At 43.4% G+C, this 15370-nt stretch carries 7 protein-coding genes; 1 reads left to right on the top strand and 6 read right to left on the bottom strand.

Annotated features, from left to right (window positions below; genetic code table 11):
* The first annotated feature begins 87 nt into the window (after nt 1-87).
* The gene (locus tag OH460_RS12890) at nt 88-2019 is read left to right on the top strand and encodes a LamG domain-containing protein (protein ID WP_269997628.1); all 1932 of its coding nucleotides are present in this window, start codon (nt 88-90) and stop codon (nt 2017-2019) included.
* A 588-nt stretch (nt 2020-2607) separates the two neighbouring features.
* On the opposite strand, the gene OH460_RS12895 is transcribed toward OH460_RS12890, so the two are convergent.
* The 6 genes from OH460_RS12895 to OH460_RS12920 all read right to left on the bottom strand — a co-directional run bounded on the left by OH460_RS12895 (nt 2608) and on the right by OH460_RS12920 (nt 15131).
* Nucleotides 2608-4176, bottom strand: coding sequence for a polysaccharide lyase family 7 protein (locus OH460_RS12895; protein WP_269997630.1), 1569 nt, complete (start codon nt 4174-4176; stop codon nt 2608-2610).
* Nucleotides 4177-4600: 424 nt separating this feature from the next.
* Nucleotides 4601-6352: a polysaccharide lyase family 7 protein gene (locus tag OH460_RS12900; RefSeq protein ID WP_269997632.1), complete on the bottom strand. Its 1752-nt coding sequence runs from the start codon at nt 6350-6352 to the stop codon at nt 4601-4603.
* 238 nt (nt 6353-6590) lie between these two features.
* Nucleotides 6591-8462: a methyl-accepting chemotaxis protein gene (locus tag OH460_RS12905; protein ID WP_269997842.1), complete on the bottom strand. Its 1872-nt coding sequence runs from the start codon at nt 8460-8462 to the stop codon at nt 6591-6593.
* A gap of 1135 nt (nt 8463-9597) precedes the next feature.
* Nucleotides 9598-10479, bottom strand: a complete 882-nt coding sequence (locus OH460_RS12910) for an NAD(P)-dependent oxidoreductase (RefSeq protein ID WP_269997634.1) — start codon at nt 10477-10479, stop codon at nt 9598-9600.
* 538 nt (nt 10480-11017) lie between these two features.
* Entirely contained in the window at nt 11018-13096 is a 2079-nt protein-coding gene (locus tag OH460_RS12915) for a DUF4962 domain-containing protein (protein ID WP_269997636.1), read from the bottom strand.
* 256 nt (nt 13097-13352) lie between these two features.
* Nucleotides 13353-15131: a sodium:solute symporter family transporter gene (locus OH460_RS12920; protein WP_269997638.1), complete on the bottom strand. Its 1779-nt coding sequence runs from the start codon at nt 15129-15131 to the stop codon at nt 13353-13355.
* Nucleotides 15132-15370: the final 239 nt, after the last annotated feature.

A 15370-nucleotide genomic window follows, 5' to 3' on the forward strand; every position in this document is an offset into this window, starting at 1 on the left:
CTTTATCCTAAAAATATTTAACGACTACTTATTATCTATTTCTTATGTGATTTACATATGGATTTAATATCATAAAGAGAATATTTTATGCAGATTTCTAAAGTCGCTACTGCTGTCGCCCTTTCGACAGGTTTATTATTTGGTTGTAACAGTGATGGTTTACCTATTCCGACGGATGGTTCTACCGATCCTGCAACACCTACCTCAGCATTATTAAATGGTTATTGGGAATTTTCTGATACTTCAGCATTCTCAGCAGCCTATTCATCATCGAGTAGTACTGATTTACCCAACGTATATCGCTTCTCAGCAGATGGTGAGACACTTTATTACTACACTGACAATTCAGCTGACACCACACTCGGTGAATACGAACGATTTGAAACCACTTATGAAGAGACAATTGAAGATGATACTTCAGGTCAAGTTGCGTTCACGCTATTCAATAATGATGGTTCAGTAAGCACAATATCCGTAGATGGTGATTACTCAGCAGCTGACGGTGGGCTTAGTATTGGCGGCAACATTCCTATTTCAGGTACCGACCACAGCGAAAATACTGAAGTTACGAGTTCTGCAGACACAGCAGATGAAGCTTCAGGCGTTAATAATGCCGCTCAAATTTTAGATACGTTAACCGATGATACTGGTGAGTTGAGACTGAAGATCTTAAATACGAGCTCTACGGTCGGCAAAACGATTTCTTCAGGTAAGTTAACTGTTGATCTAACCTACAAACTTAATCCAGATAGCACTCAAGTTGATGAAGGTCAGAACAACTCTTATATTTCGCTTTATTCAACCAATGATGAGAACGATAAAGTAAGCAACGCTTATCATCACGGTGACATAGCGATTGGTGACGGTATTATTCAATTCCGCGACGCTTCTGGTTCACTAACTGCGACTGGCGGTACCTTTGATGCAAACAGCACGTTTGATGCAACTGTCGAGGTGGTTTGGACGCCAACGTCACATACCTTTACCATCAATGGTGAAACCTATACTGGAGCGGTCTCATCAAATAGTTCAGGTGAAGTTCAAGTTATTGCCCTTCGTCTAGGTACAAACAGTGGCGTAACGCCATATGAACTGATTGCCGACAACCTAAAAGTATACTCTCTTAATGAGTCTACTGGAGAATATGTTGAAGAGTTCAAAGACACTTTCAATGACTACTCCGTTGGATATGACTTAAACAACAACCCGTATAACAGTAGCACTTCTGAAGCTACGGTTATTAGTTTGACTGGAGAGGCTCCTGTCGATCCAGAAAACCCAGAGCCGCCAGTTGGAGACTTTCCGGTTGCGTTAAATGAGTACACTTTTGATAGCTCCGATTATGCAGTAGATAGCGGCAGTGCTAAAAATGATCTAACGAGTAAGTCAGGATCTCCTTTAATCACAACGACAGCAGGCGCAGCTGGTACAGGTGCAATGCATATTGACCAAGATTCAGCTACAGGTGGTGGCTATGGTTACGTGTACTACAATGCAACTTCTGAAACTACTACTGGTGCTCAAGCAATTGAAGGGTCATTTTCTGTAGAGACAGTAATCAAAGCAGATCGTTTTGGGTACTCTTCAGACGTTTCACTTGTTGATTTCGCGGAAACAAGTGATTACTTAGGGTTTAAGCTCTACCTAGAGTCATCAGACAACTCAATCAAGTTTAAGGTGTATGGAGGCCTTGATGCAGAGGATAATGGCTTAAGTACCGAAGCGAAATCTAGTGAAGGAGACGTATACCTTGTTGAAGATAATTGGTACCACATCTTGGCGACATACAGTCACTCAGACTCGACTGCTAACTTGTATATCGATGGTACTCTTGTTCACTCGAAAAGTGTCGATTTCGATGTTGTTGAAAATACAACAGATGACAAGTTTATTCTTTTAGGTGGTTCTTCTAGTAGTGATAAGAACTTTGATGGTTCAGTTGACAATATCGCAGTTTGGAATGAAGTACTTACTGATGAACAAATCCAAGAGCGTGTAGCTCAGTTTACAGCTGAGTAGTGCCTATTTAGTTCTGCCAAAAGCCTCTAGTTTTGCTAGAGGCTTTTTTGTACCGGTCCAATATACACGCCTAGAACCTAAACACCGATTATCTAAAATCACCTTCACTTCTAATAAGTCACCTCGCGAATTTCTATTGAGGCTTCTAGAATGTTATCGAACGTCAAAATCAGTTTCTCTTGGTAACTAAAACCACATCTGTTAATTCAATAACTTCCGCTGTTAACAAGCCGTATTCTCAACTAGTAAACTGCCCTTAGAATCCAGACATTAGATATCAGTATTAATGCGGTGGTTGGTTTAATCATACCCAAGACAACCTAAGCCTATCGTTCCCAGTAACAATAGCTCCAACCACGGCTTACCAATACAGGCACGTGAGGTGAATAGGAAGCTCTGTTGAAGATTGAACAAGAGGTGAGAGGCAAAATTTTGAACTTAAAAGTATGGCTAACCACCAGCCCCTCTACTTGATCTATTTAACGGCCTAATATTTCCTCTACCCAAACAGCAGGCACAAAAAAGCCTCCAAATCCTGAGGCTGGAGGCTATTGCGATAACTTAAATATTAAGTGTTATTCGGTTAGACTACTTTTTGTATTGATCGTGCGATACGTCTAGCTGGTAGAAAGTAGCTTGTGAGTAATCGTCCAGGTCGCCGCTGATATTTTGGTTGTAAACACCCGCTTTGAAATACATGTACTTGCCGCCAACGTCGTAGCCGCTGTTGCTCATATCAACAACTTGTACAACATCGTCTTTGCCTTCACGCATTAGCGTTACCGTCATCGTGTTGCCTTTAACGTCAATACGGTAGCTGAACACTTCACCAAGTGCGATACCATCTTCACCTACTTCAGCCGTCATGTCTCCCACTAGAGGATAGAAGTCCTCTTTGGTCGCGTCTTGGCTTTCGTGTGCAAAGTAAACTGCGCCCGTTGGTTGGTTTGGCAGTTTACGGTAGTACAAACGAATCGGCTCATCGTTTTGATCGTGAATCTGACCAATGATAAAGCGACCTACTTCATTCGCATTACCCGTTGTTGTCGCATGATCGATTTTCAATGTTGCTTCTAGAACGCCATCGATACCAGCCGCAGCTTCTAAATCAGCTTCAGGTGCGCTTGAGAATACCCAGTTGTTCTTATTAACACCTTTCGTACTGATAGACTGGTCACCACGACGCATCATCTCACGAAGCTCGGTACGCGCGTACTTAGTGTTTTTAGATGTACGTACACCTTTCACGTAAGACTTGAACACTAGACCACCGTCGTCCGCGGTATAGAAGATTTCTGGGTGTTGATACCCGTTTGCAAGGTTCCACTCGGATACATCATCTGGCTTACCGTTTTTGTCATGGTCGAATGGTTGAGACAGGTACCAGTGAGTCATGTCGAAGTTTTCGCTCGGTGCATTACCGGCAACGGGTGTCGCTGGTAGGCCTGTCGGAACAGGTAGCGCGCTGCGAGTGTCACATTTAACTGAAGTCTCACAAGGGTAAACTGCTGCTACGCCGAAGTTACCTGAACGTAGATCTTTGCGTGCTTCTTTACGCGCTTTTTCCGCTGCTTTCATTTCAGCAATAAGCACCGCTTCTGCAGCCACCACGTCTGAAGTGATGATGTGACTCGCTGGACAAGCGTTGATGCTACAGTTAACCGCTGCTAACCCAGTCACACTGTTCCAACCGTTTTTGGTGTTGCCGTGACCAACATATCTTACGTAACGTGCTTTCACCGCAGGCTCAAATTGGAAACGCTCAAGGCCGATAGCTTTACCAGAACTGAGTTGGTTCTCAAGTACCGTCGTCCAGGTTTCACCATCGACACTCACTTGAATATCAAATTTAGATTGGCGCTCATTACCTTTACTGAAGGATGCTTGAACAGCGTCAAACTCTTGTACTGAACCATAATCTAGCATTGCCCACTCACCGTCACCCGCTGACGACCAACGTGTTGTTAGGTCTTGGTCAATGAGGCGATCTGGGCCATTTCCATCGTGGCTGCTAGCGGTAGCAGCAACCGGAGTAAGAAGTGCTTCACCCGTTTCTTTGTTGTTAGGGAAGTCTGCGGTCGTTGTGCTTGTAGTCGCGCAACCAACGGCAAGCAGAATAGAAGAAGCGAGTAAGGTTTTTAGAGTGATTTGTTTCATATTTAATCCATTATTATAATACAAAGACAGCGTTCGTAAGTGAAAGCATCAATCAGCAAACACGAGCTATAAGGCGATTCCCCTCTCAGTATTTGCGATAACATGAAAATATTACGTATTCTTATAATACAAATAAAACATTTCATTGAATAAATGAGACTGAGGACACTTTCCGATCTTTCATACTTTAACTGGATCACACTTCCTATTGATAAAAGACAATATATAGAAATTTAGAATACAAAATAGGCTCGTCATCTACGGCTCTCCTCCACAGAATGTGCGCGCTATAAACTCAATAAGACGAGTTCCCAGCAATCAGAAAACGCCGATTTACCTCTCCCTAAAAACCGAAAAGACCACATTACCAATAGCTAATGTGGTCTTTTAATTTAATGTAGGAACGGCTTAAATCTCGGCTCAATCAATAGTGTGCCGCTCTAAGAGAACTAAAGCTGACATCGAACACCTCACCGGCATAGCCGCTATCAGGTTTAAATTGAGGGTAAATGCCCGCTTTGAAATAGAAAGCAATATCTGTCGACGTCCAATCTGAGGTTAACAACACAGTGTCGCCATCTTTGTCGGTATAATCTTGTCCCCAAAGAATTGAATGGGAAACAGTGTTGGTTCCATCTAAGTCATGAGTTGCTAAGTACACTCCGTCTTGGTTGACACGTATCGTATATCGCCACTCTTCACTTGCCGAATAAGTACCTAACTCGACACTGAACGGGTCACAATGATTACAGTCTTGGTTGTTGCGCTCAAAATCAGAGTTCAGTATCACTCTTACCGGCTTACTCTCTCCTTCCCATAATAGTTTCACCAATGCTTGATTGATCTTCCAACCATGGATTTGTCCAAGTACCACTTTTGGATCTTGGTTGCTGATGTTCGGGTAATCTTCAACTCGCAAGGTGGCGGTGAGCTGATGGTTAGTTTCATTGGTTCGTGTGTCGTTCAAATACCAACTTGTGTCTTCATCGCTGGTGCTGCAGTCCGGTTGAGTACTGCTTTGATACAACTCCCTTAACTCAGAGCGAATATAGCTAGAGTTTTGGGTAGAGGTGCCGTATCCCATATCCGCTCTAAAGTGCATTCTTCCTTCATCAGTATTGAAGTAAGAAAGATCAATATCACTGTCGTACACATCGCTGTCATTTGAAAAAAGATCTTTACTCGATTCACAACGTTCTGGTTCTAACTCAGCAGCACTGTCACCACCGCTTCCATACCAATCATTCTTACTCGGTGGAATAGTCAGCTTCCAATCATTAATGTCCCAATCGTTTGATCCATTGATTTGAGTCGTGGTGTATCTCAACGCCTGATAGTAAGCAGTCGCTTCACCATTCTCAAATTGGTTATAGATACCCGCTTTGAAGAAGCTCAATAAATGCTGCCAGTAAGCGATGTCTTGATTCACTTTTACTTCATCATTCACTTTGAGCGACAGTGTGTTCTCATAAACAGAAAGCTCAAACTTGGTAAAACTATCCAATTCCGCCTCACCTAAATCGTAGCGATTGTATGACGTAGCATAACAATCCGAAGAGTCAGCCGCACTGCTACAATCAATCGCATTGTTCTTCATGACCGCCCAATAATGACCGGTAAGGCCGTCCCTCTCCTGCTCCCATACCACACGCAATAATGGATGAGGAATGTAACCGGTACCACTCTCATCAGTCCCCTTATTGTGTATCTGCAGCAACGTCACTTCATCATGGTCGGCAGGTGAACTCGCCATTGCATACTCGATATCAGGTAAGCTTATTTCCGCATACAAGCTTCGTCTTACACCCGTTTCATTGATATCGAAGTTTTCTCCCTCACGAACCTCAGAACGCATCTTATAGTTCGTCATTCTAAAAATAAGGTTTTCTGTCCCTTCATCTGCGTAAAAGTAATCACTGATATAGCCATCGAAATTACCATCTTTCACTTCAGACGTTTTGTTACCCTCCGCACCGTTAGGATCCGATACTTGAAGGTCAGAACCTGACAGAATGTTTTGATACTTAGCGATGCCATAAGGTGCTACAACACCATAAGAAGTCCCCGGGCTGCTGTTATCAGAGGAGTCATTGCTATCAGTCGAGCTATTTGAACTACTTCCACCACAACCATAGGTGAGCGAAGCAAGCGCGACGATGAGGATTGGCTTATTCACATTTATCTCACTTATCCATAAGAGTAGAGTGATAAGATATATTTGTACTATTTTATGTCAATTATCTATTTATCATAATGTGAGATGCGACAAATGAGGTGATATGAGGTGGCGTTATCGAGGATTTAGAGACAAAAACAACGCAGAAAGGCCACTCTAAACTCGACAGGTTTGGAGTGGCTCTCAGGCTAAAATCCATAATTAAGACATTGATTTTTAGTGTTTATTAATAGAAACGTTAGACTTTAAAGCTACTCATTAGCTCGCTAACGCTGCCATTCAATGTTTTGATTTCAGCCGACTCTGTCAGTTGATCTTGACTTAGCTTATTGAGTTCCTCAACGAAGCTTTCAATCTTATGCATGTTCTTAGCGATACTATGAATCAAGGCATTTTGCTCGACAGAAGAAGCAGAGATATCGTTGTTGAAACGACTCACGGTTTTCATCTGTTCCGTCAGCTTCGCTAGCATGTTTACCGCTTGCACAACTTGAGCACGAGTCATCTCACAATTGCTCTTCGTTAACTCGATCGATTTAACCAAGCCATCCGATTTAGATTGCAACCCGGATAACGCCTCTTCAATTTCAGAGGTGCTGATTTGAGTTCGGTTTGCTAGCGCACGGACTTCGTCAGCCACGACAGCAAAACCTCGACCATGCTCGCCTGCTCTCGCCGCCTCAATGGATGCATTCAGCGCAAGCAAGTTGGTTTGCTCAGCAATACCACCAATCACAGACACTATCGACTGAATGCTCTGTGTTTCATTGGCCATAGAACGAATATCATCCGACGTCGTACAAACTTGCTTCTCAAGATCACTGATGTACGTTTCGGTCACAGTGTTAATTTGCTTAGTCTCATCACTGGACACGGCCGCATCTTGCGCTGCTTCTGCCGCAAACTGTGAGTTCTTCTCGACTTCACTTGAAGCCTCGGACAATCCATTAATCGCAGAGACCACCTGAACCGTTTCATCGGTATGAACTTTCAGTACATCGCTGGTTTCCTTGCAGCCTTCTCGAATACTTAATACCTTGGTATCAAGATCTGAGTTCTTGAATTTCACGTCTTTAACCATCTCTTGCAAGCCAATGATGAACAAGTTGATGTCTTTGGCGATGTGTCCTAGGTCGTCATTACCTTTCTCTGCGAGCCTTTGGGTCAGGTCGCCATTACCTTGAGAAAGGTCGTGAACAATCTTACGCAATGACACGATTGGGCGGTAGAAACGATTCAGGAGTAAAATCATCAATATGACCGACCCCAACACACAGGCAATAATCAGCATTCGAGCATCCGACATCACACCATTCAGCTGATCGAGCGCAAGTTCAGGATCAATACTTGAAATCATGTACCACTCTTTCTGGCTGCCAATATCGACCTTCTTAGCCATCAAGATTCGCTGATTACCATCAATCACACCTTCAATGAATTGATCCGGTCGTTCGATAGCTTCATTGAGTTTCATTAAGGCGTCAGCAGAAGATATATTGCTCTGTGGAAGCACGTTTTCTATTGTGGATGCAATTACCATCCCTCTCTCATCCACAATGATACCTTTGGCTTCGTAGATGCTATCTAGCTGTTTGAGCTGAGTTTCCAAATCATCAAATCGAATGTCTGCCATGATGACGCGATCTTGATAGGTGTAAGTCACACCAATCATCGGCACTTGAGTACTCTTAGTGAAAAACAGCTCACTAAAAGATAAACCTGATTTCAATTTCGCTTGTTGATACCAAGGACGAGTCGTTGGGTTGTATTTTTCTTTGATTCCAACACCGTTGGGGAAAGACTCTGAAGGACGAGAAGTGTAAGACCGACCATCATCAAAACCCACTACAATCTTGTCAATACCACCGAGTTTAGCGGCAAAATGCATCAGCGCTTCGTTTGGTACTTGGTATGGGGATTTCATGAACTCTTGTGCAACGGAATTGACCGTATCGATGGTGCGCTGGACGGTGCTTTCAATCTGATTAATTTCTATCGTTAACGAGTGATCAATCTCGTTATAAATCGTTTGGTTTACTTGATCAGTGGCCAGGCTAAGCGTGAACCAGTTCGTAAATGCCAAGGCACTGGAACTGACGATAGCGACCATCAAAATCAATTTTCCTTTAAACCCAAAAGACAGCTTAGAATCCTTAAAACTTATCATCCCTATCAACCTATACCTGTTATTCCCACCCAAACGAGACGGTCATTCCTTCTATTTTCAATGGTACGGTCAGCGAAACTCACCCATACCGCCCATAGTCACAACCACCAATTTAATTAATATTGTATGCTTAATTAACTAGCATTTTCTGTGAGCGATCTTGATATATTAAAAGTAGTTAAAAACACCTTGTGACATAGTTATCATTTATGAATCTGGAATACACTCCGAGTATAGCCAAGCAAGGTGACACGAAAAAATGATCAAATTACAGATAGTTACCTTCCAAACTCGCCAATATAGCGCTTCACTGAAATAACCTTGTCGACATGAACTCGTCGAATCAAAAACGAGCATCACCTCACATTTTCACTCTTTAACTATTCACTAAAGGCATTCAACCTCAACATTTATTTGTAATACAATAAGCCTTGATGTATGGTGTATTTGAATCATAACTTAAGTTCTTTCTGGATGCTTTTGTACAATTCGAAGTGGTAATTGAAGCGACTCGCTTTAAGGTCATTGAACACGTTTAATGCAGAAACTGTCGGGGGATCTCGTTAATCGTTATTCACTGGTATTGTTCATTTGTTTTTCCAGACGGCTAGTCCGAACGCGCCCACATAGTCACCAGCTATGTGGGCTTTTTTTTATTTGTTGCTGATTGCTCGGGTTTTAGTTATCGATCTAGGGTGCGAAGTGTCACCCATTATTGTCAGTTTTAGGTACTTGTTTGTGGGAAAATAGAGTGTCAGCTGCTGTCTAACAAAGCGCATCTACAACGATAGGTTTATGGTGGCGTAGAGCGTTGATATACAAAATTAAAAGTCGAAACCGGTAAAGTTTGGATTGGATAGAACAACAAGAAGTAAAAAAGTAGAACGAGAAAATTAATACTGATGACAGCTGGCTTTACGAGGGAAAGTGAAACCGTGGGAGCAAACTGGTATTAAGGATAAAACAGGGAGCGAGGATAAAACAGGATTATAGATAAGACTTGTTCAGATAAAAACGAACCTCGCTGAGGTATCGCCGCCTAAATGACAGGCAATACCCGAGCGAGGTCGTACGTCGATTACTTCTCTAGTTTAGCGAAGTAGTCGAAGATTACTGGTACGTCGTTGTTACCCATTCCTGCGTCAACAGCAGCTTGTAGGCTAGTTGCAGTACCTTGAGCAATTAGAGACTCAGTACCTAGCTCTTCACAAAGAGCAAGGAAGTAACCAAGATCTTTGTTAGCGTTAGCAACAGAGAAACCTAGCTTCTCTTCGCCGTCTACTGCGTAGAACTTACAGAATTGCATGAATGGTGAGTTAGATGGACCTGCAGACATGATGTCAAACAGTTGTTGGCCATCAACACCAGCGCGTTGAGCAACAGCGAAAGCTTGAGACATAGTCGCAACAGTCGTCATACCCATGAAGTTGTTTACAAGCTTAGTAACGTGACCAGAACCTAGAGCACCTAGGTGGAATACGTTTTCGCCTTGCTCTTCAAGAACAGGTTTAACTTTGTTGAAAGTTTCCATGTCGCCAGCAGCCATGATGTTCAGAAGACCATCTTTAGCGTGTGCAGGAGTACGGCCTAGAGGTGCGTCGATCATGCCCGCGCCTTTTTCAGCTAGAGCTGCGCCGATTTTCTTAGTAGAAGCAGGGATAGAAGTACCGAAGTCTACTAATACTGCGCCTTCTTTGATGCCAGCTAGAACGCCGTCGTCACCGTAAACGATTTTTTCAACAACAGCTGAAGTTGTAAGACAAAACTGAACGATGTCACTTGCAGCAGCTAGTTCTTTAGCAGAAGTGAATGCAGTTGCATTGCCGCGTTCTGTAACGCGAGCAACAGCTTCAGCGCTTAGATCCATTACGTTTACGTGGTAGCCGCGCTTTTGTAGGTTTTCAACCATGTTGCCGCCCATAAGACCTAGGCCAATGAAACCGATTACAGGTTTAGTCATGTTCAAACTCCAAATATAGTATTGTATGATTATATGGTCATTATAATAACGACGTCTTTTCCGTTACGCAATAGTTTTAGGGTAATCCTTCAATGCTTAGACGCAAGTTGTGACGGGGATTCACTTTACGAGAAAATATGGTCACGCTTTGTACTTACAAGAGCGATATACCAATCAAAAAATAGCCTATTGATGAAATAACGTACTCTAAATGTCATACGATTAATGAGAATAAGCCACTCCAATAACGATTATTAATCTACCGTCCCTTTTTTCAGACAAGGTTAAGGCTGCCCACTGTCAATAATTGACAAATTATTGGAAGACAGTCACTGCCCTAGCCTTAGTAAGGTTTACTGAACACGAGGTTTAAACCAAAGTTTTGTCGCCACTTACTAAGCCTGGTACTCTTGCTACTTAGCCTCTAACTAACCAACGCAACCTCTTCCAGCCTTGTACGCTACTGTCTGTTCTGTGCAAACAAAAAACTCCGAGCTTTAGCCCGGAGTTTTTGGTATCTAGCTGCTAATTCAACGAATTACAGTTCAATTGAAACCGTTTCACCATCAACATTAAGCAGTAGCGTGTTGCCTTCAAGCTTGTGAGACACTTCAACTTGCTCACCTTCGTTCTTATTTGGAACAAGAAGCGTCAAGATGTTGTGCTCTTTCGATGGTTTGAATTCCACTTCAACGTGACGGTGGATCTCAAGATCTTTGAACTCATATGGGTCTACTTCACCGAAACCTTCAACGTTCTTAACTGAAGTGATGTTATCAGCAGACTCATTGATGAAGTTCACGTCTAGGTGCGCAACTTCGCCACAGATAGTGAAAGACTTATCAGCCACTTCGTTTGCGAAAGTTGTGTGCATTAGCCAAGTCATGTCTTTCTCTTCAGAAAGCGTTGCCTTGTCTTGCATTACGAATACTTTACCTTGAACAAACCAGATCTTACGCTTGTAAGATTCGATTTCAGGAACGAAGTACTTGTAAGATGCCGTTGCGTCACCTTCAACCATCTTCACATCAGATTCTGTGTCGAAGTCAGAGATTGTACCGCCCGCTTCAATACAGAAACGATCTTGGTGGTTTTCGTAACCTGTGTTCTTGTTCTCGCCGTACTGACCTTTACCGCCAAATAGTGGCAGGTTTTTAGAGAACGTTTGACGACGCCATTTGGTGTGCATATCAACACCGAAACCACCGTAGTAGCCAGTGATTGACGCCAGCGTTTCACCGAATGCATGCAACGTGAATGCGTTTTGGTCACCGTGAGAGTGGCTGATTGAGCCAAACGGAGAACATTTGAATACCATGTGAATATGGTTATCACGTTCAGTCATCTTGTTGTGGAATGCAGCCCAACCAGTGATTGGGAATACTTTCAACAGAGGGTCGTTTGATGGTGCTTTCTCTTCTGGAGCATCCCATAGGAAGTTGAAGCGAAGATCGTCGTAACCGAAGTCCCACCAGCCGAAGTTGTAGAACTTCGTATGAGCTTCAGTATCTCGGCCTTTAAGCTGGTTGTAGTACCAAACGTACTCAGGTTTCTGGTTAACGCCTGCGTAGTGCTTGATGTTATAAGCCAGTTTTAGACCTGGGAAGTCACCAATTGAAGACTGGTCACAGAAGCTCGCACGTTTAGAGTGAACAGGCATGCAGTAAAGCGGGAAGTCACCTGTATTTTCGTAGAATGTTTTATTGAACATGTCTACGCCACAGTATGCTTTCAATAGGTCGAATGCTTCACCTAGGAATGCAGTTTGCGTGTTCCAGTAGTCAGGACCTTCAGCCCAACCGCCGTCTTCACCGCCCCATGGTGGGTAGTGCACTGCGTAGTATTCTAATGCGTAGGCAATGTACTCGCCTGCTTTCGGGTGATCGTGATAAAGCGCGATACACGTTGGGATGATAGCAGAAGAGATAGAGCGAACACCGTGGCTGTTTAGCGGGTTGTTCAGTAGATCAACCGTCACTTTCAGGTGGTGCATGATTTCGTCTAGACGCTCAATCAAAGCATCTTGAACTTGCTGACGCTCTTCATCTGTGAAGTAAGCGTGTAGCCAGTCGTAACCCCAAGCCATTGCTGCGATAACACGGAACGCCGCTTCATCGTTGTAGCCACGAGAAGTCACACCTTCTGGATCGTACGTAGACAGTTTTAGAGTCCAAGCTTTCGCTTTTGCGATTAGCTCTTCGTCCTCTTTCACGATACCTGCAATTGCAAGGTTACGTGTCGCGTTCAGTGCCATTTGGCAATCAACGTACATTTGACGCCAGTAAGGACGCCACAAAGAAGCTTTGCCTACTGTTTCCGCAGGGTACGCTTGAGGCTCTTCAAAAGGTGCTGTCTCAAGGAACTTAACCGTAGAATTGTTGTAGAAATCATCAAACATGCAGTGAGCTTCATCAGCTTTCACTTTTGCTTTGAATTCTTCTAGTTGATCAGCTTGAACAAGAAGACGTGGACGTGCTTCGCTCAAGTTGTCTAGGAATGATAGGTCGAAGTCACGTTTTTGTACTTCGATAGGGAGTAGGTCTACAAGATTACCTGCTGAAGTGTCATTCTCCAGCTTCATCTTCCTGATTGCATCAAGAGATTTTTGGTCGCTCATTCTAACTCACTTATATTCAAGTTGACTGAAAGGAATTAGCAACAATATACGTCTTATTGTAGGACAATTAAATCTGTTTCGATTCGATTGAACACTTTTTTACAGTTTTCGTGATTTAGGTCTGATGTTGTTCTCCAGAGCAAGCGCTCGCTGTTATCCTACTCGCCCCCAAAACCATGCAGATGCTCCGTCTTTGCAAAGCAAAAAAATGCGATGCCCTCTCGAGCATCGCATTCTATTAAACATTTTCTACGTATTAGCTTTCAGTGACCGCTTTCGCTTGCTTGCCACCATCATCGACAGCTTTAACTAGCAGCATACCAACACCGCCAACTATCACACCACATAGGATGAAGACCAGTCGTCCCCACATTGGGTTTGGAAGCATTGCCATCAGCATAATACCAACACCCGCTACTGCGATAAGTTTACCAAGCATCTCACGCTGTTTGTTGTCTAGTTTCTTCTGTTCCGCTGACTCAGCAACAAGTGGCGTTGCTAGGTTGCCGAAGAACTTATCAACGTCAGCCTGACGCTTCTCAGTTAATGGCTTGTAGAACAGAGTTGATAGGATGAAGAAACCACCTGTCAGAGTAATGTGCGCAACCAGACCGATAGCAACCTTAACATCAGACCATTCACGGCTTGTTAGTTCTTCCAGACCGAAGACTGACGACACCATTTCAGCATTAACAACGAAACCTACGTAATAAGAAACGAAACCACCGACAACTAGCGTACCCCAACCAGCCCAGTCCGGTGTCTTCTTAATAAAGAAGCCAAGGAACGCAGGAATTGTCATTGGGAAGCCGATAAGTGCGCCCACATACATCATTGTATCGAACAAGCTCAAACCTTTAAGCGAGTTAATGAACTGTGCGATAAGGATAATAGCGATACCAAACACGGCAGAAGTAATCTTAGAAACCGTTACAAGCTCTTTCTCTGTAGCGTTGCCTTTACGAACGATTGGTTCGTAGAAGTTCTTAACGAAAATACCTGAGTTACGGTTTAGACCAGAATCCATTGAAGACATTGTCGCGGCAAACATAGCAGCAACGAGAAGGCCAACCATACCTGCTGGCATGTACTCTTGTACGAAGTATAGGTATGCAAAGTCACCCGCTTTCTTACCTGCATCTGGGTAAGCTGCTGCTAGGTCGACACCTTGACCTGCAATGTACCAAGAAGGCATGAACCAGATGAATACACCACAAAGCATTAGCACACACGCCAGTAGCGCTGCTTTCTTCGCGTTCTTTGAGTCTTTAGCCGCAAGGTAACGGTAAGAGTTAAGCATGTTGTTAGTAATAGAGAACTGCTTAACAAAGATGAAGAATGCCCAAATACTGAAGATGCTTAGGTAGTTAATGTTGTTACCAGAAAGGAAAGAACCGCCTTCCGCTACTGGGAAGTTATTTACGATTTCACCAACACCGCCACCTTGAACAACAGCAACAACAGCACATGTCACGGTTACTGCCATGATGATAACCATCTGCATGAAGTCAGATGCGATTACCGCCCATGAACCACCTGTTACTGACATCGCCAATACAACCAAACCAGTAATCCAGATTGTGGCTGTCATGTCGAAGCCGAAGATACCAGAAGCGATGATTGCCAGTGCGTTTAGCCATACACCCGCAGAAACAACACTGTTCGGCATTGAAGACCAAGTGAATACTTGCTCGTTCGTCGTACCAAAACGCATACGAATAGCTTCGATTACAGTTACTACGCGTAGTTGACGGAATTTTGGAGCGAAGTATGCAAAGTTCATGAAGTAGCCAAATGCATTCGCTACGAAGATAACCGCGACGGCAAAACCATCGTTATACGCTTTACCAGCCGCACCGGTGAATGTCCATGCACTAAACTGGGTCATAAAGGCGGTTGCACCAACCATCCACCACAACATGTTACCGCCCCCGCGGAAGTAGTCACTGGTGGTGCTGGTAAATGTTCTAAACATCCAACCTATCGCGATCAAGAATAGGAAATAAATGCCGACAATAATCGTGTTGAGTTCCATCGTGTATCCTTTGTCCGTTGTATTTTGTTACACGGACTATAGGAAAACCTTATGAATATTTGTAGTACAATAACCCAAATGAGTGACAGCGATCTATATATCGCCAGAATCAATCATCATACAAGTGATCGCTATCAAATATATATACATCAAGATATCTTGCATACCGCCCATAATTGGGATAACTAGAACGCCAATTACAACGAAATCGTGCTGATAAACCTCGCTCACCTCACTCA

The organism is Vibrio sp. Makdt, assembly GCF_027587015.1.
GTDB lineage: Bacteria > Pseudomonadota > Gammaproteobacteria > Enterobacterales > Vibrionaceae > Vibrio > Vibrio chagasii_B.